26 protein-coding genes and 1 other annotated feature are annotated in these 20388 nt (G+C 36.3%); of the genes, 8 read left to right on the forward strand and 18 right to left on the reverse strand.

Annotated features, from left to right (window positions below; genetic code table 11):
• Nucleotides 1-55: 55 nt before the first annotated feature.
• Nucleotides 56-787, reverse strand: coding sequence for a TerC family protein (locus QFZ87_RS15325; RefSeq protein WP_309862895.1), 732 nt, complete (start codon nt 785-787; stop codon nt 56-58).
• Between the two features lie 220 nt (nt 788-1007).
• On the opposite strand from QFZ87_RS15325, the gene QFZ87_RS15330 reads away from it, so the two are divergent.
• Complete coding sequence (locus QFZ87_RS15330) at nt 1008-2057, forward strand: ATP-binding protein (RefSeq protein WP_309862898.1); 1050 nt, start codon at nt 1008-1010, stop codon at nt 2055-2057.
• A gap of 41 nt (nt 2058-2098) precedes the next feature.
• Here QFZ87_RS15330 and QFZ87_RS15335 read toward each other — a convergent pair whose 3' ends face one another.
• Nucleotides 2099-2956, reverse strand: coding sequence for a nitroreductase family protein (locus QFZ87_RS15335; protein ID WP_309862902.1), 858 nt, complete (start codon nt 2954-2956; stop codon nt 2099-2101).
• A gap of 104 nt (nt 2957-3060) precedes the next feature.
• On the reverse strand, nt 3061-4263 hold the full coding sequence (locus QFZ87_RS15340) for an MFS transporter (RefSeq protein ID WP_309862905.1): 1203 nt from the start codon (nt 4261-4263) through the stop codon (nt 3061-3063).
• Between the two features lie 196 nt (nt 4264-4459).
• Here QFZ87_RS15340 and QFZ87_RS15345 point away from each other — a divergent pair, with 196 nt between their 5' ends.
• Nucleotides 4460-5449 (forward strand): DUF3231 family protein, encoded by a 990-nt coding sequence (locus QFZ87_RS15345; RefSeq protein ID WP_309862908.1) that lies wholly within the window; start codon nt 4460-4462, stop codon nt 5447-5449.
• A gap of 67 nt (nt 5450-5516) precedes the next feature.
• Here the strand turns inward: QFZ87_RS15345 and QFZ87_RS15350 are convergent, their stop codons facing one another.
• From QFZ87_RS15350 to QFZ87_RS15360, 3 genes are all read right to left on the reverse strand, one after another.
• Nucleotides 5517-5840, reverse strand: a complete 324-nt coding sequence (locus tag QFZ87_RS15350; protein WP_309862909.1) for a BC1872 family protein — start codon at nt 5838-5840, stop codon at nt 5517-5519.
• A 186-nt stretch (nt 5841-6026) separates the two neighbouring features.
• On the reverse strand, nt 6027-6425 hold the full coding sequence (gene spxA / locus QFZ87_RS15355) for a transcriptional regulator SpxA (protein WP_308084179.1): 399 nt from the start codon (nt 6423-6425) through the stop codon (nt 6027-6029).
• Nucleotides 6426-6511: 86 nt separating this feature from the next.
• Nucleotides 6512-6940, reverse strand: a complete 429-nt coding sequence (locus QFZ87_RS15360; RefSeq protein WP_309862915.1) for an RrF2 family transcriptional regulator — start codon at nt 6938-6940, stop codon at nt 6512-6514.
• 184 nt (nt 6941-7124) lie between these two features.
• Here QFZ87_RS15360 and QFZ87_RS15365 point away from each other — a divergent pair, with 184 nt between their 5' ends.
• The gene (locus tag QFZ87_RS15365; RefSeq protein ID WP_309862918.1) at nt 7125-7748 is read left to right on the forward strand and encodes a CBO0543 family protein; all 624 of its coding nucleotides are present in this window, start codon (nt 7125-7127) and stop codon (nt 7746-7748) included.
• Here QFZ87_RS15365 and QFZ87_RS15370 read toward each other — a convergent pair.
• Nucleotides 7745-8311: a GNAT family N-acetyltransferase gene (locus QFZ87_RS15370; RefSeq protein ID WP_309862921.1), complete on the reverse strand. Its 567-nt coding sequence runs from the start codon at nt 8309-8311 to the stop codon at nt 7745-7747. The two genes, QFZ87_RS15365 and QFZ87_RS15370, sit on opposite strands and share 4 nt — an antisense overlap.
• 279 nt (nt 8312-8590) lie before the next feature.
• Here QFZ87_RS15370 and QFZ87_RS15375 point away from each other — a divergent pair, with 279 nt between their 5' ends.
• A complete protein-coding gene (locus QFZ87_RS15375; RefSeq protein ID WP_309862924.1) occupies nt 8591-10378 on the forward strand; it encodes a DUF4153 domain-containing protein in 1788 nt (595 codons plus the stop codon).
• A gap of 127 nt (nt 10379-10505) precedes the next feature.
• Here QFZ87_RS15375 and QFZ87_RS15380 read toward each other — a convergent pair whose 3' ends face one another.
• From QFZ87_RS15380 to QFZ87_RS15410, 7 genes are all read right to left on the reverse strand, one after another.
• Nucleotides 10506-11672 carry a DL-endopeptidase inhibitor IseA family protein gene (locus QFZ87_RS15380; protein WP_309862927.1) on the reverse strand — a complete coding sequence of 389 codons (1167 nt, stop codon included), beginning with the start codon at nt 11670-11672 and terminating at the stop codon, nt 10506-10508.
• Complete coding sequence (locus QFZ87_RS15385; RefSeq protein ID WP_309862930.1) at nt 11650-12195, reverse strand: RNA polymerase sigma factor; 546 nt, start codon at nt 12193-12195, stop codon at nt 11650-11652. Before QFZ87_RS15385 ends, QFZ87_RS15380 begins: the two co-directional genes overlap by 23 nt.
• 133 nt (nt 12196-12328) lie before the next feature.
• A complete protein-coding gene (locus QFZ87_RS15390) occupies nt 12329-12556 on the reverse strand; it encodes a hypothetical protein (RefSeq protein WP_309862932.1) in 228 nt (75 codons plus the stop codon).
• Between the two features lie 99 nt (nt 12557-12655).
• Nucleotides 12656-12850, reverse strand: a complete 195-nt coding sequence (locus QFZ87_RS15395) for a hypothetical protein (RefSeq protein WP_309862935.1) — start codon at nt 12848-12850, stop codon at nt 12656-12658.
• 149 nt (nt 12851-12999) lie between these two features.
• The gene (locus QFZ87_RS15400; RefSeq protein WP_309862938.1) at nt 13000-13719 is read right to left on the reverse strand and encodes a CPBP family intramembrane glutamic endopeptidase; all 720 of its coding nucleotides are present in this window, start codon (nt 13717-13719) and stop codon (nt 13000-13002) included.
• Complete coding sequence (locus QFZ87_RS15405; RefSeq protein WP_309862942.1) at nt 13720-14466, reverse strand: hypothetical protein; 747 nt, start codon at nt 14464-14466, stop codon at nt 13720-13722.
• 50 nt (nt 14467-14516) lie between these two features.
• On the reverse strand, nt 14517-14954 hold the full coding sequence (locus tag QFZ87_RS15410; protein WP_309862945.1) for a MarR family winged helix-turn-helix transcriptional regulator: 438 nt from the start codon (nt 14952-14954) through the stop codon (nt 14517-14519).
• 219 nt (nt 14955-15173) lie between these two features.
• Between QFZ87_RS15410 and QFZ87_RS15415 the strand changes: the two genes are divergently transcribed.
• Both QFZ87_RS15415 and QFZ87_RS15420 read left to right on the forward strand, forming a co-directional pair.
• Nucleotides 15174-15695: a GNAT family N-acetyltransferase gene (locus QFZ87_RS15415; RefSeq protein WP_396133971.1), complete on the forward strand. Its 522-nt coding sequence runs from the start codon at nt 15174-15176 to the stop codon at nt 15693-15695.
• A gap of 129 nt (nt 15696-15824) precedes the next feature.
• On the forward strand, nt 15825-16007 hold the full coding sequence (locus tag QFZ87_RS15420) for a YolD-like family protein (protein ID WP_309862951.1): 183 nt from the start codon (nt 15825-15827) through the stop codon (nt 16005-16007).
• Between the two features lie 6 nt (nt 16008-16013).
• On the opposite strand, the gene metG is transcribed toward QFZ87_RS15420, so the two are convergent.
• The 3 genes from metG to QFZ87_RS15435 form a co-directional block, all read right to left on the reverse strand.
• Complete coding sequence (gene metG / locus QFZ87_RS15425; protein ID WP_309862954.1) at nt 16014-17666, reverse strand: methionine--tRNA ligase; 1653 nt, start codon at nt 17664-17666, stop codon at nt 16014-16016.
• A gap of 53 nt (nt 17667-17719) precedes the next feature.
• Nucleotides 17720-17992: a binding site (T-box leader), on the reverse strand.
• A 144-nt stretch (nt 17993-18136) separates the two neighbouring features.
• A complete protein-coding gene (locus tag QFZ87_RS15430; RefSeq protein WP_309862957.1) occupies nt 18137-18562 on the reverse strand; it encodes a VOC family protein in 426 nt (141 codons plus the stop codon).
• A 169-nt stretch (nt 18563-18731) separates the two neighbouring features.
• Nucleotides 18732-19280 (reverse strand): peroxiredoxin, encoded by a 549-nt coding sequence (locus tag QFZ87_RS15435; RefSeq protein ID WP_309867904.1) that lies wholly within the window; start codon nt 19278-19280, stop codon nt 18732-18734.
• A gap of 259 nt (nt 19281-19539) precedes the next feature.
• Here QFZ87_RS15435 and QFZ87_RS15440 point away from each other — a divergent pair, with 259 nt between their 5' ends.
• Nucleotides 19540-19971, forward strand: coding sequence for a MarR family winged helix-turn-helix transcriptional regulator (locus tag QFZ87_RS15440; protein WP_309862960.1), 432 nt, complete (start codon nt 19540-19542; stop codon nt 19969-19971).
• Nucleotides 19972-19974: 3 nt separating this feature from the next.
• The gene (locus QFZ87_RS15445) at nt 19975-20142 is read left to right on the forward strand and encodes a hypothetical protein (protein WP_309862963.1); all 168 of its coding nucleotides are present in this window, start codon (nt 19975-19977) and stop codon (nt 20140-20142) included.
• 39 nt (nt 20143-20181) lie between these two features.
• Here the strand turns inward: QFZ87_RS15445 and QFZ87_RS15450 are convergent, their stop codons facing one another.
• Nucleotides 20182-20367 (reverse strand): hypothetical protein, encoded by a 186-nt coding sequence (locus tag QFZ87_RS15450; RefSeq protein ID WP_309862965.1) that lies wholly within the window; start codon nt 20365-20367, stop codon nt 20182-20184.
• Nucleotides 20368-20388 lie beyond the last annotated feature (21 nt).

Here is a 20388-nt window from a genome sequence, read left to right on the forward strand (position 1 = left end):
AACATTGTGCCTACTGAGTACACAATTAAATAAGGAGCGAATCCCTTCGCTCCCCCTACATCGTCCTTTCCTTACCGGAGTTACCCTTTAAGGCATGAACAACAAATGTACCTAAAAATACAATAATTAATATAGAAAAGAAAACAAATTCATCTAAATGATACCCAAATGCCGAGGTAATCATTTTTATGGCGATAATACCAATTAACACAAAAGCAGTGCTCTCAAATTCTGGTACTCTCTCAATTAAAGCAAGGAATAGATTGGCCACTCCGCGCATCAATAAGATTCCTAATACTCCCCCAAGAAATAATACCCATTCTTGATTGGATACACCAAATGCAGCGATGATACTATCCAAACTAAACGCAATATCCATTAACTCAACAGTTATCACGGTTTTCCAAAAACTCATTTTCTTATTTTGAACCTCGTCTTCCTCTTCATCCTTCTTTATAAAGTTTTGAAACACAATCCAAAGTAGATAATGACCGCCTACAATTTTGATCCATCCCACATTAATTAAAGTCACTCCGAGACCAATCGCTATGATTCTAAACAGATAAGCACCGAAGATCCCATAGAAAAGAGCTTTCTTACGTTGCTTTTTTGGCAAATGTTTCACCAATACTGCAAGAACAAGCGCATTATCGGCGGATAATAACCCTTCAAGAATAACAAGAGAACCAATTACTCCCCAACTAGCGGGATTTGAAAAAACTTCTCGTAATTCATCTAATGAAAAGAATGTACTGTAGCTATGCAGCAGTTCTAGTAGGAATTCCATTTTTTCTCCCTTTCATCCAATTTAGTGAATTGCAGAAGCAAGAAGGCTTGTCCCTATCAATCTCACTTCTTGCCTTCCACTATAAATGTATGAGTGGGCATTAGAGAAATGAACCAAAACTCAAATTTGCTGAAACAAATTTTATAAAAAGAAAGGAGTTTTCACTATGGAAAAAGAACTATTATTTAGTTGATAATAGATTTTAAAAGGATGTATTTTCATGAAAACTTCTCATACTCACATTAATTACCGCGACTTAATTCCAAGGCAAAAAGGGTTTGTCTTTAAGTTTGTAAAAAAAGAGGATCATTTTATACATACATTTAGTGAGGGTGATTTTCTTACGACATTAGGAATTGACTCTGATTGGATTATCGGAAAAACACTCTTTGATTTTTTACCAAATGAAATTGCGAAACAGAAGAATGAATTTTATGAACAAGCATGGAGAGGAACTCCAGTTAATTATGAAGGTCAAGTGAATGGTTATTTCTATATTGCCTCGTTAAACCCGATGGTCGTTAACGGTCAAACAGTCGAAGTCAACGGAACAGCCATCGATATTTCAACCGAAAAGGAAAACGAAATTAAGCTTAGGCAAATGGAAAAACTTTCGCTAGTAGGTGAATTAGCAGCTGGAATTGCCCATGAAATCCGGAATCCCTTAACCTCAATAACAGGGTTTACCCAGATTATTAATGAAAGTATTCAAGATCCTTCCTTAAAAGGTTACCTTGAAATCATGCTTGATGAATTAGAACGAATTAATAATATTGTTAGTGAGTTTATGTTTATAGCAAAACCAGCTGAAGGATTTATCTGTAAAGAGATTAATATGGGTACATTAATCTCAAGTGTACTATTTTTCATGAAACCACAATTTAATATGAATAGCGTTAATATTACACTGGACTTTGACTCCTCCATAACTGCTTTTTGTGATCCGAATCAAATTAAACAGGTTTTAATCAACCTCCTACAAAATGCGGTTGAAGCAACATCTACTAATAAAAATATCGAAATATCGCTAAAAAACGAAAGTGAGAATTATTTTTCTATAAAAATAAAAGATTATGGCTCCGGCATTTCAGAAGAGCGGCAGAAACGCTTATTCGAACCCTTCTATACGACTAAGGAAAAAGGGACAGGCTTAGGATTAATGGTATGTAAGCGAATTATAGAAAACCACCGTGGCACGATTGACATCCAAACGCAACAAGGGGAAGGAACAGATGCGATCATCATACTGCCAAAACAGCTAGAAAAATAGTAAAAGGGCCTGCAAAAACGGCCCTGTTTCATATCAAAAATTTACCGTTCCGCTCTCCAACTTACGATGTACTCGGTATGTTCGCTAAGAAGCGTTATTTTGGGTTCCTCCAAGCTCCAATTCCCCATTAAATTTAATTCCTTACAAGCTAGATCAAACTGGCACATCGCTATTCCCATATCCAATAGCTGCATATCATAGCCTAACTTTGAGCTATAGTTTGGCGTGTGTTCAATGAAGAAATGACAAAGCTTCCGATCCGCCGATACCACCAGTCTCCAAGGCTGTTTATTAGATGCAGATGGCCCAAGCCTGACCATTTCAATGGGTAATTCCAGCTGTCCTGCCTGTTCCTTTTCCAAGATTGCATCAAAACTAGAATCATAAAAAAGCTTTTCCAAAGGCTTCTTGTTGTCTGCTTTCACTACAATACGCAAGGCTTTATCAAACACCCGCTGTTTATTACTCTGATACCCGATAGGTGTGATGCATGGTATGAACTCCCCTTCACCCAGCTGAAGCTCTTTTTCAAACGAATGTCGGTTGAAGGTTCCTCCCATCCAGCACGTACCTAACTCAATCTCCGTCAAATATAAAACTAGTTTTTGAAAGGTGTACGCAAAATCCACTAGAGATGTTTTATCATTCTCGGTAATACCAACCAAGTATGCTCTTGGATTTTTAATAAAACCATAGGTGCCTAATTTGATTCCTTTGTCTGTTACATTGTTAGTTACTTGAATTAGCTCTATTCTTCCCTTTCGGCCCAGTGGTCCTATTAAGTTGTTCTCGTCAACTATGTATTCATTTATTTTTCTATAATCAGCTTCTGATATAGGTTGTGTGTCATATGTCCTGATCGACTGACGCTTTCTAATCGTTTCAATTACCGAACTCATCTAATCCCTCCACGTCCCTATGTTATTCACTTTATAATTTAACACAAAGAAACCTCTTATCCTTTTAAAAATAAGAGGTTTTACGGAACATTTAGTGTCCAACTTTATGAAACAGCCTTTATTTTTTTCGTACGCTTGTGTAAATTAGTATTCCAATACGCCATAGTTGTTGCGCCTAATAGTAAAACTCCTGTGACGATAAATACTAGTTGGACTGGAAAAATCCCGCCTATGAAGCCTCCTAGGATGGGACCAATCATTCCACCGATTTGGTTGGCTGTTTGACTTAATCCGAACGCTCTTCCTCGGAAATCACTTTCTGTCGATGTAACAACCAGACCGTTTAAAGCCGGGTACACTGCGCAGAAAAACACCCCAAAAGCAAATCGAATAATGGAAAATCCCCAAATCTGGCTAAATATTACATGAGCCAGCATCCCGATCCCACCACCTAATAAACCGATAAAAAGTACTCGCTGGAAACCGACCTTGTCTGCCCACCTCCCCCAATATGGTGCAAAGATCGCAGAGGCAATTCCAGGGAGTGAGAATACTATACCTGCAATTAGTGATGCATTTTCAGACGAACCTCCTAATTTAACAATATATAATGGTAGGACAGGTTCAATTGTCATCACTGAGCATGACGTAACTACCCACAACAATAGAACAAACATAAACGGACGATTGGACCAAGCGATTTTCAGGTCCTTTTTTACAGAGCCACGCTCCTTGCTTGGTGTGAAGTTCTCTTCTTTTACCCAAAATATAATGAACAAAGTGGCGATAAGAACGATGCTACCTGCACTAGCAAATGCCCAGCGATTTCCCACGAGGTGTGCAATTCCTCCACCGAGCAATGGACCAATAATCGTTCCTGATGCAGAAGCTGTAGAAATCATAGAAAGTGCATAACCAACTTTTTCATTCGGTGTATTGGTTCCAATTAACGCTATGGCTCCTGGAATAAATCCGCTCAACAATCCCTGTAGAATTCTCAACACCAATATTTGATAAGGATTAGTCACAAAGGCCATTAGAGTATAGATAAAAAAGAGAACAATCCCGGCTCGAACAATCATTGGTTTTCTGCCATATTGATCCGCTACCCTACCCCAAAAAGGGGCTGCGACCGCACCGGCAAAAAAAGCTGAACTAAATAACAAGCCTGACCACATTTCCGTATGTTCATGAACACCAATTTGCAATAGAAATATCGGCAAAAAGGGAATAACCATGGAAAAACTAGCCGCTGTAAAAAAGACCCCAATCCATAACACCCATAAATTACGTTTCCAACTCTGCACGCTGTTCCATCTCCCAAAGTTGATCAAAGTTGTGTGTCTTCCATTCCGTTTCCAATGATCATTTATTTTGGATTATCATACCATATCAGCAAATTATTTTCACTTACGAAATATTCGAATACAGAAATAGTTAGATAAACCGAATATAATTTGGGCACAAGGAAACATTATAAAAAACTGGATAGGGAGCATAAATATGGGAATAAATGATATTAAACTAACCACTGCAGAAATTGCAACATTATGGATCACTTATATTCAGAATTCAGCCATGTGGTGTTTCTATAAACATTTCCTTCAATATGTTCAGGACGTTGATATAAAGGCTGTCACGGAAGAAGCATTAATCTCGGTAGAAACCAATAATAAAAAAATTAAAATGATTTTTACTGAAGAAAAAATCCCAACTCCAATAGGCTTCACCGATAAGGACATTGACTTAACTGCTCCTGCCCTATTTACAGACCTGTACGCCTTAAGTTTTGTCTATCGCGGTGGACAAATGATTGTGCCCCATTACGCTTCTGTTCTAATAAAGGTTGCACGATCTGATGTGGTTAGTTTTTTTGAGGACTGTTTGTCTAATGAAATGAAACTTTATAGAAAATCATTAAATCTTATGCTATCTAAAGGAATATACGATCGGCCCCCAAAGATTCAATATCCTAATGAAGTTGCTTTTATTGAGCAACCCTCATCGTTACTGGGAAATTGGTTTGGCAGAGGCGCACCCCTAAATGTGATTGAACTGGACGAGCTATTTTTGGCTATTGAAAGAAATTATATTGGTCTTCTTCTTATAATTGGTCTACTACAAGTATCAAAGGATAAGGAAGTAAAGGAATATCTTTTAAAAGGGAAAAAATTAGCCGAGAAGCAAATAGAGGCCTTCAATCAGGTTTTTAGAGAAAATGAAGAGTTTCCGACTTCCCCCGTTACGATGGAAGTAACTAAGTCCACTATTTCCCCTTTTTCAGAAAAATTAATGCTCTTTATCATAAGTACTTCAAATCAGGTGGCAATGAACTCGTTAATTTATTCGATGTCGGTTTCATTGAGGAAGGATTTAGTCGTTGATTATTCACTTTTTATTATGGAAATTATGAAGTATGGAAACGAAGGGCAAAAGCTTTTGATTGAACGTGGCTGGTTGGGAGCAGCCTCCGCAATCTTTTTTTCGGAGTGATTTATATAAACCATAAGCCAAATAAAAAAGTTGGTTACCTATATTAAGTAACCAACTTTTCCTTGTGTTAGCATAACTGATTCCATAATCTATTGCTTTCTACAACAGAGTTGTTTTCAATAATGGTGTACGCTGCATTTGTAATGGCTTGTGATAATGTATCACCAGTTCCTCTGATGTCATTAAATGAAGCCTCTGATACTCCATCACTGGAAAAACTAAATCCAAATGTCTCTAATCTTTCAACGATTAGCATGGCATGGTCGAGGTTATGCTCGGGCTGAAAGTCAGACTCATGAATGAATTTCCCCACTTCATAATCATACCAACGATCCCATCTATTTAACTTCCAACCAAGTATTCTTCTTGCAATTGAATCTGTTTTGTACAATTGCATTCCCTCCTTTTAATGTTATATAACAGATGCATTAATTATTTTATATTATATAACAATATTTCGGAGTCGACTACTAAATTTTTATATTTTTCAAAAAATATTAATAAAAAAACATCCAACCAGGTTGGATGTTTTTCATAGTAATCTACAACTTACCTACACTCCACCACAAGTCGACTATTAATAATTTACCACCTGTGGTGTATCGATACTTAAGAAGGTACGCAGTCTGCGTGGAAGGAAACTACGGATATCTTCCTCGTTATAGCCTACCTGTAGCCTTTTTTCGTCCACCATAATTGGACGTCGTAAAATTTTCGGATTATTGATGATTAATTCATATAAATCTTGTAATGGTAAAGACTCAATATTGATGTCTAGTTCTTTAAATGTTTTTGAATTAGTAGAGATGATCTCATCCGTACCATCTTCCGTAAGACGAAGGATATACTTGATTTCATCTTTTGTAAGAGGTTGAGACAAAATGTTTCTTTCAGTGTAATCAATATGATATTCCTCAAGCCAAGCCTTTGCTTTACGACAAGATGTACAACTTGGTGTAGAGTATAATGTTACCATCTTCAACACACTCCTTAAACATAAAGTATTTTGAAATAATTTATTACGAATTCGAGATAAACGTCCTAAAAAAGAAAGAAACCAACTTACTCCTTCAATTCACAGCTTTTTATTCTATCGAGGACAGTGCTAATCGTTATATGATTTAAATAGGATTGAAGATGCATCTCTGCCTCAGTGAAAATTTGATCCATTACCACCTGAGTATTAGAAGAAATTACACAGGCTTGATCCGGATCACCTGTACACCAACTAGGTTTTAGAGAACCCGTTGCCATGGCCAAATAAATCTGAGACAATGTAGTCTTTTCAGGGTTACAGCTTAGCACATATCCGCCACCAATGCCCTCTTTAGTCTTTACGTACCCGCTTTTTCGTAAAATACTCATGATTTTTCGAATTCTTGTCGGATTGGTACAAACATTTTCTGCGATGGCCTCACTATTTGCCATTTGATTAGGTAAGTTAGCTAATAAAACGAGACTATGTAGTGCTATAACAAAATCGCTATTCATCGTCAATCATCCTTCCTAACCGAACCTTACTGTAACTTTAATGTATACAGTTTATTAAGTCAATGTTAAAACTTGGAGATAACACCTATTTTTCAAAAATATTTAATAAAGAAACGCGAGCACTTAACATCTCCTAGGTTTGTAAATGGGAAAAAGACAAATTCATGGGAAAATTTGAGTAATTTTGACAATTACTGACAAACTAATGATAGGAATTTTATTAGAACAAGAGGGATCAATTATGATTGAAGGTCAGGTAAAAAGTTTTGAACGATTGGGACGTATTCAAAAAGAACTTTCTGATGGTTGGATTGATTATTGGACAAAGTACTCCAATATAGATACATGGCAGTTTTGGGTGAATTTATTATTGTTCATTCTTCCACTCATCATTTTATTTTTTACTATCGATCGTAAGCGCGCCTTTCACATTGGTTTTTTTGGCTATTCTGTTCATATGATGGCAGGATATATTGACGGATTTGCTACCAGACATGGTTTATGGGAATACCCGTTTAAAATTATTCCCTTCTTACCAATCAGTATTACACTAGATACCTCCTTAATTCCTGTTGTGTACATGCTGCTTTATCAATGGACACTAAATCGAAAGAAAAATTACTACATCTACGCATTTGTAGTAAGTGCTTTGTTCTCTTTGGTAATAAAACCGATTTTGGCAAATCTACACTTATTTCAATTAGAAAATGGATCCAATTACTTTTATTTATTCTTATTTTATTTATTTGGCTCTTTCGCTGCTAAATGGATTACAAACGTGTTTGTTTTTTTCAAGAGAAACAGTTAATTAATCTGAATAGATTTTAATACTAAGTCCACGTCTTCCTTTGTAATGGCATAAATCTCGTGGTCTTCCCAACTTCCATTTATTTTTAAGTATCTCGGCGAATAGCCTTCCTTTTTAAAACCAGTCTTTTCTAGAATACGTTTGGACGCAATATTCCTAGGTATGACGGCTGCTTGTACCCGATGGAGCTGTAATTCATTAAAAGCAAGATCTAATGTTAATCGTACAGCTTCTGTTACATAGCCTTTTCCGTTATATTTTTTGTCTAAATAATAACCCAGGTTCGCATTTTGAAAGGGTCCGCGAACTATACCGGATAAGGTAATTCTTCCAACTAACTGTTGGGTTTCACGATGAAAAATTCCATATGTATACGAAGAGTCGTTTTCAATATCTAAAGTTGCTTTTTGTATTTCTTTTAATTGTTCTTCATATGTAAAGTGAGAATCGGTTCTTATAGGTTCAAACGCCTGGAAAAATTGGCGATTATCTTTCCTTAATTGAAGAAGACTTGTAGCATCACTTGCCTCTAGATAGCGAAGAATTATGTTGTTATTACTCATTCCTTACCCCTACCCTCTTTTGACATTCTCTATCCAAATTGTACCATTATTTTTCTTAAAATAAATGAAAAACAACAAAAAGGTGCCTGTCCCCCGTCGCGTTACTACAGTAACGCACTGGGGGACAGGCACCTTTTTTGGTATTATTAATAAAGTGTAAATTTACACCTTTTAACCCATATGATATAATTAGATGAAGGATATGGAAATTTTTATTTATTATGAAAGGACTTTACCTAAGCGGATAGACATAATAAAAATAAAGGGGGTTCGAGGAAAATGAAATGGATGAAAAAGCTGCAAGATAGACTTACAGGCTTAACCGATGCAATTACACGTTTCCCGCTGACGACACTTTTTCTTTTAGCAGCTGCCGTTTTTATTGCTTACAGTATCAGTGCAGAAAAAGAGCAATCACAATATATTCTAACATTCGTAGTTGGGGCGTTCCTTAGTGGTGTATTACAGGTTGTCTATGAGAGGTTTTACTCTAATGTTACTACCCGTTTCGTATTAATGGGTGTGGGGGTCTTCTTAACAGCCGGATACTACCTGATTATCAAACCAACTGATTCACTAGGCATGGAGATGGGAATTAGAACAGGAGTTGCTCTCTTTGCCCTGCTGATTGCCTTCATTTGGGTTCCAGTCATAAAAAGCAGCATTAGTTTTAATGCAAGCTTTATGATCGCATTTAAATCATTCTTTATCTCATTATTCTTCTCTGGAATTATCATGGCAGGCGTAAGCATCATTCTGGGGGCCACAGACCTTTTAATTTTTTCTATTAATTATAAAGCGTATTCATATGTAGCAACCATTATTTTCACCCTATTTGCACCGATGTATTTTCTATCACTTATTCCAGTCTATCTCGGTTCGGAAGACAAAAATATATCTCCAGATGATTTGAAACAAAAGACAGAGGTCATTAACAGCGCAGCCTATTGTCCAAAGTTTTTACAAATTCTTATTTCCTATATTGTCATCCCCTTGATTGCCGTATTTACCTTAATTCTCGTAATTTATATTATCAAAAATATCAGCGGGGACTTTTGGACGGATAACCTGCTGGAACCATTGCTCGTTTCCTATGCGATTACCGTAATTTTAGTTTATATTTTAGCGAGTGAAATCGAGAATAAGTTTACAGTCTTTTTCAGAAAGATTTTTCCAAAGGTACTTGTACCCATTGTTCTTTTCCAGATTGCCTCATCCGTTTTAAGTCTAACTGATACGGGTGTCACACATACTCGCTATTATGTAATTCTGTTTGGTATATACGCTGCAGCTGCAGGGATTTTATTTAGCATATTGCCTGTTCGGAAAAATGGAATAGTTGCTGCCCTGGTTATTGTTTTTGCAGCAGTTTCCATCGTACCTCCTGTTGATGCATTTACTATCAGTCGAAAAAGTCAGATTTCTACACTTGAAAACGTGCTAGTGAAAAATAATATGCTTGAAAATAATAAAATCAAGCCAAAGGAATCCATCCCTGATAAAGATAAAAAGACCATTACAACTATCATTTATTACTTAGACAATATGGGCTATACAAAAAAAATCACATGGCTTCCAAAAGACTTTAAAGTTTATGAAGATTTTACAGAAACCTTTGGTTTTAAAGAGTATCAAGACCCAGTTGATGCTGATTCCAACCAGCCTGTATACGTAAGTCTTGATCAATCAGCACCAATACCTATTACTGGTTATGACCTGTTTATTCCAACAGAAATCAATATGTACGATAAACAACACAATCAAAAGATTTGTGTTATTAGTAAAGACGGAAAAACGTATACCTTGTTAAAAGACTTTAATAAAGACCGGGTTGATATTAAATTAAAGGGAGAAAATGAAAGTGATCTGTTCACCTTTAATACAAAAGAAATCTATGATAAGTTTTATAACTATAAAGCAATGAAGGAGCAAATCTCTGTAGATGAAGCAACCTTTACAAAGGAAAATGATCTTGTAAAAATAACGGTTGTCGTACAAAATCTGAACATCGATAAGCAAAATGATCAGTATGACGCCTTCCTATTTGTTTTTGTCCAAATTAAATAATTGTTTTTTATATGACTTGTTTTGATGATTGTAAATTGATTTGATAGGATAAATAAAAGCATGGATGTTTTGTAATTATTGCAAAATACCCATGCTTTTTGCTTGGGTTCAGATGGGATATGAAAAATTATTGCAGTGGCATAAAGGCAACATTCCAAATTCCATCTTCATCCTGTATCATTTGGAAACCGTGTTTGCTGCTAGAGTTCGTAAATTCAATATATCCTGTAAAATCTCCGGTTTGGATAAACTTTCCTTCCGCTATACCTGCATATGTTAATGGTATTTGCTTTCTTAACATTCGGTCAGAGGAAGGAATATTTTCATCATATTCCTTCGTCCAGTTCACATACCCTTCCCTGTCAGTATAAAGGGCATAGGCAATATCGTATCTTCCTTCCCATTCCGCCTGTACATAAAGTAAAGCAATGCTTATTGGATCCAGTCCTTTTAAATGAGTTTCGTTTAAATCCTTAGAAAATGCTTTATAGACAATCATTTGTTCATCGTTTAACTGAAACATTTGGGTTTGACCCGTTTCGATATCCCTGCTATTTTTTGTAGTAAATGGAAGCGAACCGTCAAGTTTCCACCCATCCTCGTACTTTAAACTGATATGGTATATTCGGAACGGTTCAGAAACACCTTGGTCAACAGGGACCTTAATCTCAAAACTCCAGGTTAGGTCATTAAGCTGTTTCTGGCTTACGATTTCGGCATCCTGCCATAATAAGTTACCACTTATCTGGCGATTAGGTTGCGCTAGTTTTCCGTTATACTCAATAAAATCCATTGCCCCATAAATTCGATTGGCCACTTCTTTCGTATACACTTCCTCTAAATAAGCAACAACCTTTTCCTTCGTTATAAAATCTTCACCCATATATCTGTAGCTCTTGCCGTTATAGGAAAAAACCTCACCCATTTTTGGTCCGCTACCATTATAGAGAACAGACGCATGGGCAAAGGCAATCCCCACCGTTTCTTTGGCTTTTTGTTCAGTAAGTTCCACTTGTTTCACATCATTTATCTCTGAATGATTACTATGTTTAGATTCTATTTCATGTTTTTCTTTAAAAATAACTTCGTATCCGGCAATAATTCCAATAAATAATAAGGCTGCAGCAAGTAAATTGGGTAAAAAATGCTTCCGGATTCCTCTTTTAGTACGTTTCTGTTCCTGGGCCATGGAAGTCAATTTTTTGTGAAGATTTTCTTTAAACTCATAATTTGGTTGCATATCAGGTCTGTTCTTTAATGGCTGTAAAAAATTATCGTATATTTTCTCGTTCATTGAAAATCACCACCCCTTCGTTAGAATTATTTACATACTTTTTCAGGAGTTTAATGGCTCGGTGGTAATCCACCTTAACTTTTGATTCTTTCCAACCCAGTACCTCTGCCGTTTCTTTGATCGAATACTCCTTTAGACCTCGAAGAATAATCACGTTCCGATAGTCAGGCTTTAATTGGATAAGGGCCTTTTGCAGAACACCCCAATCGTGATTATGAACCATTTCTTCTTCTGGAATATAGTCTTCACTTTTCCTCATGTCAGTCAATAAGGAAGGTAAAATAGATATCATTTTCTTTTTACGATAATGGTCAATAGCTGTTCTTCTGGCAATGGACAAGATCCACGTTTTCAAAGATGATTGCTGGCGAAAACTATCGTAACTTTTCAATACTTTAATGAATGTATCCTGAGTTAGGTCCTCTGCTTCTGACTTACTGTTCGTAAAATATAACAAATAATGATAAACATCATCAAAATGCTGTTCATAAAGCTCATGTATGATCTCATTTCGATCGCTCAATTCGTCCTTCCCCCTTTATCTGCCAATTAGTCGATTCAACTAAGGGAATAGTTTCAAATCTCAAAAAAAAATTGGGGGACAGTCCCCCGGCGTGGTAACGCATTAAAGCGCCGGGGGGCTGTCCCCAAAAAGATTACTTTTTAAATCTTTTTAGAACAGCATCTACTTCCGCTTCGAATTTTATCATATTTTTATTAGCCATTATTAATGGTGAGATTAAGTAATATCCTAAAATGAAGGCGACAACTCCCCAAATAAAAAAGGTCAATTCTGCGCTATTTTTGTTCCAAATATAGACACCCAAAAATAATAAACTAGCAACTAAAATACTAATGAAACATTTCAAAATCACCTTACTCATATGACCCGCTCCCAAATTTAAGAATATGGTACTCAAAAAGCAACACAATGGATTGGTTGCGATGCTGGAAAAAATCACTTTACTTTGATGATAGATTTACTAATTTTCCTTATTTCTTTTCTTTCTTTCAATTGCGATAGTAAGTGCCCCAATCGATAGAAGACCCATTCCCCCCATTATTTCGGCGAAAATAGCTTGAGTATCCATCTGAAACTCATAAAACATGGTAAAAAAACTAAAAGTAATAATAATAAGTGTTACCCAGTGTGAATACCTCGAAAAAAACTTTTTCATACTGACTTTTCCCCTTAATTAATATTCATATGGGGATATTCTCCATTGGTGGTTTATTTCCCTTCAACATGACAAAATAGAACTCAATAGAACCGGGGACTGTCCCCCAGTAGCAGACTTTTCCCTTAACTGCCAGGAATAAGAACTCGTTATTCTTCACCAATTTTCCCAAAATAATCTACAAGTGCGTGAAATAAGATTAATGGAATGATGGAACCAATCCCGATATAGACGATAGAAAACCACAGCCCGATTAGTGTGGTTCGAACCACTCCCTTAACTCCTTGATAAGTATGGGCTAACCCGAACAGAATAGAAGAAAATATTAATATAACCCATATTGATAAACCTGGGAGCAAATAACTAAGTGCAAATATCATAAAACCTCTGTAAATTATTTCTTCCGTTATGCCTGCTGTTAATGATACTAAAGTCCAAAGTTTTTTTTCCTGTTTCGTTACTGGCATCATTACGTCAAACTGATTTTTTGAGGATTCTTCCTTTTTCATCTTATCCATCGAGTTTTTTATTTTACTGTTGAATCTATAACCGATTGTAAAAATCAGGATTACCAGACTAAATATAATTCCAACTACTATAGCAGAATATATAACCCATTTTCCGAGACTTTCAGTGTTAAGTGAAATGGATGTAAGACCGATTTGTTCCAGTGTTAAATCAGTAAATCCGATCAAGCTTAAAATAAATAAAGTCGGAACCCATAGGCTGATGCTGGAATTCTTGTAAAATCTAATTCTTTCTTTATCATCTGTTTTTACTTTTCTCTTAAACTTTTGAAAATCAAAATATCCAAAAATAGGTTCATAGGTTAACGTAAAGAGAATAACTAACCAAAACGCTACTTCCATTTATACCACCTCGTTATTTCGAACCAATATACTGACATTCCTCATAAATTCATCTTTCTCATCAAGGGACAGGTACATTTTTCTTGTTACATGCTCCCTGCCGATTCCATCTTTGATCTTTATAGGTTCCTTGAAGGCAATCTCAATATCAGGTTCTTCAAATTCTAATAATGTAGCAACCCATACATCTTTTCTTTTTTTATCGTTTTCATAGTTGATTTTTCCACTTTGGATACCTTCTATATTACTTAGCAGAACCTCTACTTTCATCCGTAAACCAAATCTAAAATGAATGGTTTCCTGAGATATAAGAACGGGATTCCTGAGAACCGCCTTGAAATCACCAATGAGAAAGACAATCATATAAATGGAGAGAACCAAGTGAATCCACGCCGCCACTTTGCTCCAACTATGAAGGAAATACGAGACTCCGACCCCTTCTAACAGTAAAACAAAGATAAAAGCGAAAACCATCCCTCCATAACCGACTTTTTTATGTAGGCTATAGGCGTCTTTCAATTCTACGTTTCTTTTTTTCGATTTTGAGAAGAGATAATACATCATTAATAAATCTCTTGTAACAAACGTTGCCAGCACTTTACTTTTGACTTGGTTTACAACCATTTCTTCTATTCTATCTTCAATAGGAAGTCCCCGATCTGTCATTTTATATGCTTTAACAAATCTGCTAACTCTCCATATCCCAAAACATAGCACCAGCACTTCAAGACTTAACCAAAATTCCATTGGAATGGCATTCATAAAATCCCACAACTCCCCCCAATTAGAATGAACCGTTACCGTTCTTTCCTTACAATGTCAGACAGTTTTTTCAACACGTCATGATACGTCACAATATCCTCCGGAGAAAGTTTCATGAAGTATTTTTCCAACACACGCTTTTCAGCCTTTTCTAATTCATTAAAGAACTCTATAGCTTTTTCATCCAGACTTACAAAAATCTCACGTCTGTTTTCCTTATTGGTTTCTCTTTTTACATATTTTTTATCTTCCAGAATCTTTACGAATTGACTTGCTGCACTTGGTGTCGCATTAATTATTTGGGCAACTTCGTGCATGGTAAATCTACCACTCTCTTTCAAGTAATTTAGCACTAGGGATTGTTTAGATGATAGGTCATATTCTTGAATGATTGTTTGAAACTCTCTTAAAAAAACGTTACTCATTTCTTCAGAATATTTTTGCGCTTCCATTAACAGTTGCATCATTTCCATATTATCCACTCCTTAGAGGCTATACCTAATCATAAAATAAACTAAATATTTCACTTAAACTAAACACTTAAGTTTATTAGGACAAATTTTTTCTAATTCTGTAAAAAATGCTCACCAAGTAAAAACTAGGCTTATTAATCAGTTTGAAATAGAATAAGATAGCAAATGACATTACCTAGAAGTCACAAATTCGTGAATGAGGTGTTTTTATTGAAAGTAATGGAAACCGAACGATTGATCCTTCGTTGGCTAACGCCTGAAGATACAGAGTTTATTTTTGAACTTTTGAATGATCCTACATGGATTCGTTTCATAGGCGATCGAGGCATTAGAACTCTCCAAGATGCAAGAAACTATATCATAACTGGACCAATGGATATGTACACAAAACTCGGCTTTGGGCTGTTCTTAACAGAACTTAAGGATGGACACATACCGATTGGCATTTGTGGATTGATAAAAAGAGAAGGTTTAGAGGACGTTGATATTGGTTTTGCTTTCTTATCCAGATATCAATCGAAAGGCTATGCCTATGAAGCTGCCTCCGCGACAATGAAATATGCAACGGAAAAACTAGGCTTGAAACGGATTGTCGCAATAACGTCAGAAGATAATCAAGCATCTTCTACGCTACTTGAAAAAATCGGAATGACCTTCGAAGGTTACGTTACCCTTCCTAATGATAACGAAGAATTAAAATTATACGGATGGGGACAGTCCCCCGGTGGAGTAAAGCTTTAAATCGCCGGGGGACTGTCCCCCGGCTTTGTTATCTTCACAAATCTTTAACAATTAATTCATTCTCCCTTAAAGAAACGTAGATATACTTATGGTGTGGTAAAACATACATTGAAGGGAGTTCCAAACAACATGTTTTTGAAAAAGCTTACGGAAAATAAACAAATTACAATTGATTATTATACTAATGGAAGCTTGCAAACGATTAAAGGGCGTGTGCATAGACTTAATCTAATGGAACAACTTCTGTCTCTAAAAGACGATCAACAGAAGTCGTTCACTATTCGTTTATCTTGTATCAGACATATTCATTAATGATTTCTATGCTTCTGCTTCTCCTTTTTTCACCTGACCATTTAGCCTTTCCAATTCTTCCTCAATGGTTTTGATGTCAATCCGTTCAAATAACGGTTGCACATTCTTAATCGAATGAGGAGTCGTTTCAATAAATGTCCAAGTAAATTCTCCCAGCCCTAATATCTTCTTTAATTCATTACTTGAGAAAGGTAAAAATGGGGAGAGTAACTGCGCCAAGTTTACAATGACGAGGCTGCAATTAAATATCGTACAGTCACACTCCAATTTATCTTCATCTACCTGTTTCCAAGGTTTCTGTTCATCAAAATATTTATTCGTGAACCTAACAAGTTCGAAAATTTCCTCCAACGCCTGCTTAAAATGACTGTTTTCAATTAGTTGGCCTACACTCGAATAAACACTTTTAATCTTTGCTTCTATTTTAGGATCACTTGAACCTTGTGGAATTTGATTATCACAGTACTTAGTTATAAATTTTAGGGTTCGGTTTACAAGATTCCCATATCCCCCCAGTAACTCCGAGTTGTGACTATAAATAAATTCTCTCCAGGAAAAGTCAGTATCCCTATTCTCTGGTGCATTGATCGTTAAAAAATAACGAATGGAGTCAGGGTGATATTGATCTAAAAGGTCCGGTACCCAAACAGCCCAGTTGCGGCTGGTTGAAATCTTTTTCTTTTCCAATGTCAAATATTCGTTGGACACTATATGTTCCGGTAGCGCTTCGCTTTGAATACCCATAAGGATACCCGGCCAAATAATACTGTGAAAAGGGATATTATCCTTCCCATGGACGTAGTATGTGGTCGCATCCTTATTCCAGAAGATTGATTCATCCTTTCCTGTCTCCAAGGCCCATTTTTTACTTGCAGAGTAATAACCGGATAATGCCTCAATCCAAACATAAATCTTCTTCTCTTCAAATCCTTCGACAGGAACACTTATTCCCAATTCAATATCCCGAGAAACGGCTCGGTCAACTAATCCTTCCTTTAGGTATCTCTCCGTTAAATGAACAGCGTTCTCACGCCATGCACCATTTGTTTTTGCATGATTGACTAAAGACTGAAGTTGCTCTTGAAACGAACTTAAAGAAAAATAAAAGTGTTCTGTTCTTTTTACTGTCGGAGAATCTCCGCATAACTTGCATTTTTTTTCTAATAAATCTAGCGGATCTAATATGGAAGAGCAGTAGTCACATTGGTCTCCCCGAGATGATTGCCCACAATTTGGGCATAATCCCTCTACATAACGATCAGGAAGAAACTGGTCACACGTTTCACAGAAGGTTTGCTCGATATCTTTTTTATAAATGTAGCCATTGTTCAAAAGGTTTAAGAAAATCTGTTGTACAGTTTTATGGTGATGTTCAGTATCTGTTCGAGTATAACAATCATATGAAAATCCCAATTTTTTAAAGCTATCATCAAATTCTTCATGGTACCGGTCGGCTATTTCTTTTGCGGAAACACCTTCTTGTTTTGCCCTAATGGCAATGGGGGTTCCGTTACAATCGCTACCAGAAACATATAAAACCTGATCGCCTTTTTGCCTATAATAACGGGCCAAAATATCCCCAGACAGTAAACTTGCGATGTGTCCTAAATGCAAGGAGCCATTAGCGTAAGGCCAAGCTCCTCCAATAAAAATATTCATTTGATATTCCTCCTTTTTTAAAAACAAAAAAACCCCGCCCCTATCTATAAATAGATAAGGACGAGGTTGATCTTCTCGTGGTTCCACCTTAATTTACCAATTGCTCACACAATTAGCCTCAACAAGTACGGAGCTGTTAAATGCTCTTATACTGTGGTTTTGATAACGAGTACCCAAAACTCGTCGCAGTCTACTAGTAACAAGAAGTTACGTTCAATACGAAGCTCAGAGGCCATTGTTCAAATGAGTATTTTTGCTTCTTCTCAGCTACCGAAGCTCTCTGTGAAAAATAGAATCACTTTACTTTTCCTCTTCATTGCCTTATTACGGTTAAATTGGATTTATTATACATCAGGCTAAAAACCGTTTCAACACTTTTTTGGGGATTCCTTTTTTCGGGGGACAGTCCCCCGCCACATTAAAGCGTTACCACGCCGGGGGACTGTCCCCAAATTTGATTGATACCCTTTCTAATCTTGCTTTTTACCAAAATATGAATTCTGTAAAACTATTCTCCATCCATCAGGATCCTCGATGGTCACCCCTGCATTTTTCCAATAAGGATTTTCAGGTTCCACTTCATCGTATCCCATGCCATGTAACCGCTTAACCACTAGGTCTCTAGCCTCAAGGTCTGGCATATAGAATACCAGTAAATTATCCTCTGAAGGAGGCGGGCATGGAACAGCATCCGCATGCTGGGTAAACTCTAAATGATAAGCGGTATCCGGTAGACCCAACATTACCCCATCGTACCCATTATGATTTTCAAAATGTCCGACCACCCTTAAACCCAGGCCATCCCGATAAAATTCAACCACTTTTTGTAACTGATTTGTAGATCTAGCAATTCTAAATTGAACAACTGGAAATTTGTCTGACCAAATATTACTCATACTTTTCACCTCATCCATTTCTCAATTAACTCTACATAAATATTACTATTTTTAAACAGTTCATAAAATCAATTATTAGTTTGAGTTTTCCTACAACTTTAGTCTTATATCTAAAAAGTAAAAAACGCCTCTACCTAAAGTAGAAACGCTGTTGGTTTTAAAAATCCCCTCAAATTCTCCCAATATATTTAGGATCCCTCACGATTCCCGGTTGACCAGGCACCCAATTGGCGGGAACTCCTTCTTGAGTCCTCCTAGCATATTGAACTCCCTGTATGACACGTAAAATTTCATACACATTTCTTCCTACCTCTAAAGGATAGACCATTTTAGTAACAATCGTTCCTTCTGGATCGATAATGACGGTTGCTCTGAACGTTGCTCCTGTTTGTTCATTCAGAACTCTATATGCTTTACTGATTTCATGCGTGCGATCACTCACAAGCGGAAAATTCACTTTTGAGGCCGAAGGAGACACTTCAGTAAAAACCTTATGGGCATACACGCTGTCTGTACTGATAGCGAGTACTTCTGTGTTTAGTAATTTTAATTGATCATAAATAGCAGCGACCGCTGCCAATTCTGTCGGTCAAACGAATGTAAAATCACTACCATAGAAAAATAATATCATCCATTGACCACGATAGCTTTCCAAGCGTACCTCTTTTATTTTCTTTTCTATATTGTCGTAAGCCTCTGCCGTAAATGATGGAGCCATATCAGTTGTTTGTGCACAGTTTGGTAGTTTACATTCCCCCAAACCTATCTCATGACTTCTAAAATCCACTTCTCCACCTCCATCTATAAATCTTTGCTTCTGTATTGTATGTATAGTTTTTTGTCCCATTGAGCCTATTTATCAACAAAGATTACTTAAATTGAAGGATTTAGTAAATGTAATTTTACTAATAAGTAATATAAATATTGATTTTATGTAAATTTAGTAATAAAATAATTACTATAAAAGGAGGATATGTATGATCAACGAAATTGCTAAAGAATACATTGCCCTGATTCCAAATCTTTTTGGCAGTTTTAAAGAATTGAACAAAGGTTCCGTACATTTATCACATATGCAGAACCACGTGATTGAGTATATCTTTATGCAGCAAAGACCTTTGAATTTGAAAGAAATCAGTGCTGGTTTAGGGATCGCCAAGCAACAACTAACGAATATCATTAGTGATTTAGAAACGGGTGGCTATTTGAATAAGGTGCCTGACACCAAGGATAAACGAGCAGTATTGATTTCACTGACACCCGCGGGTAAGGAAATTGAAGAAAAAAAGTGGGCAGAACTTTATCAAAAGCTAAGTATGAATGTAACAAAGTTAAGTGAGGAAGAGCAGCGTGACTTAAGCTTTGCACTTCACAAAGTGAATGTATTATTGAGAAAAATGGAGGAATAAATCATGAGTCAAAGACAACGGGTATCAATCCTAGGTGTAGGTGTAATCATGGGTCTGGTGTTGGGGTTAATTTATAATGATCTCTACAAATGTCTCATTACAGGAATTATTACAGCTTCAACAATCATGGTTATGTTAAGTCAACAGGCTAAAAAGACAACTGGAAAATAGCCCAGTCAATTATGACTGGGCTATTACTGGTTAAACAATTTATTCATATTTTAATAAAATAAAATTGTTATGCAGCTCCCTTTCATTAATTGATATCCTAATTGTTAAGTCTTCTGTTCGTAAAACAAAATCTTTGACGCCAATAAATTCAGATTCAGCAATCAAATAGAATTGTGTTCCCTTTTTTAACCCTTTAAAATTTTTCTTTAGCTTATATCTCTTCATTATTTTACCTAGCTGCTCCCA

The sequence above is a fragment of the Bacillus sp. SLBN-46 genome, from assembly GCF_031453555.1.
GTDB lineage: Bacteria > Bacillota > Bacilli > Bacillales > Cytobacillaceae > Neobacillus.

Bases quoted from the DNA above. Each gene is read 5' to 3' on its own strand.
- QFZ87_RS15325 (WP_309862895.1), bottom strand. From the start codon at position 787: ATGGAATTCCTACTAGAACTGCTGCATAGCTACAGTACATTCTTTTCA.
- QFZ87_RS15330 (WP_309862898.1), top strand. From the start codon at position 1,008: ATGAAAACTTCTCATACTCACATTAATTACCGCGACTTAATTCCAAGG.
- QFZ87_RS15335 (WP_309862902.1), bottom strand. From the start codon at position 2,956: ATGAGTTCGGTAATTGAAACGATTAGAAAGCGTCAGTCGATCAGGACA.
- QFZ87_RS15345 (WP_309862908.1), top strand. From the start codon at position 4,460: ATGGGAATAAATGATATTAAACTAACCACTGCAGAAATTGCAACATTA.
- spxA (WP_308084179.1), bottom strand. From the start codon at position 6,425: ATGGTAACATTATACTCTACACCAAGTTGTACATCTTGTCGTAAAGCA.
- QFZ87_RS15360 (WP_309862915.1), bottom strand. From the start codon at position 6,940: ATGAATAGCGATTTTGTTATAGCACTACATAGTCTCGTTTTATTAGCT.
- QFZ87_RS15370 (WP_309862921.1), bottom strand. From the start codon at position 8,311: ATGAGTAATAACAACATAATTCTTCGCTATCTAGAGGCAAGTGATGCT.
- QFZ87_RS15375 (WP_309862924.1), top strand. From the start codon at position 8,591: ATGAAATGGATGAAAAAGCTGCAAGATAGACTTACAGGCTTAACCGAT.
- QFZ87_RS15380 (WP_309862927.1), bottom strand. From the start codon at position 11,672: ATGAACGAGAAAATATACGATAATTTTTTACAGCCATTAAAGAACAGA.
- QFZ87_RS15390 (WP_309862932.1), bottom strand. From the start codon at position 12,556: ATGAGTAAGGTGATTTTGAAATGTTTCATTAGTATTTTAGTTGCTAGT.
- QFZ87_RS15395 (WP_309862935.1), bottom strand. From the start codon at position 12,850: ATGAAAAAGTTTTTTTCGAGGTATTCACACTGGGTAACACTTATTATT.
- QFZ87_RS15400 (WP_309862938.1), bottom strand. From the start codon at position 13,719: ATGGAAGTAGCGTTTTGGTTAGTTATTCTCTTTACGTTAACCTATGAA.
- QFZ87_RS15405 (WP_309862942.1), bottom strand. From the start codon at position 14,466: ATGGAATTTTGGTTAAGTCTTGAAGTGCTGGTGCTATGTTTTGGGATA.
- QFZ87_RS15410 (WP_309862945.1), bottom strand. From the start codon at position 14,954: ATGGAAATGATGCAACTGTTAATGGAAGCGCAAAAATATTCTGAAGAA.
- QFZ87_RS15415 (WP_396133971.1), top strand. From the start codon at position 15,174: ATGGAAACCGAACGATTGATCCTTCGTTGGCTAACGCCTGAAGATACA.
- QFZ87_RS15420 (WP_309862951.1), top strand. From the start codon at position 15,825: ATGTTTTTGAAAAAGCTTACGGAAAATAAACAAATTACAATTGATTAT.
- metG (WP_309862954.1), bottom strand. From the start codon at position 17,666: ATGAATATTTTTATTGGAGGAGCTTGGCCTTACGCTAATGGCTCCTTG.
- QFZ87_RS15430 (WP_309862957.1), bottom strand. From the start codon at position 18,562: ATGAGTAATATTTGGTCAGACAAATTTCCAGTTGTTCAATTTAGAATT.
- QFZ87_RS15440 (WP_309862960.1), top strand. From the start codon at position 19,540: ATGATCAACGAAATTGCTAAAGAATACATTGCCCTGATTCCAAATCTT.
- QFZ87_RS15445 (WP_309862963.1), top strand. From the start codon at position 19,975: ATGAGTCAAAGACAACGGGTATCAATCCTAGGTGTAGGTGTAATCATG.
- QFZ87_RS15450 (WP_309862965.1), bottom strand. From the start codon at position 20,367: ATGAAGAGATATAAGCTAAAGAAAAATTTTAAAGGGTTAAAAAAGGGA.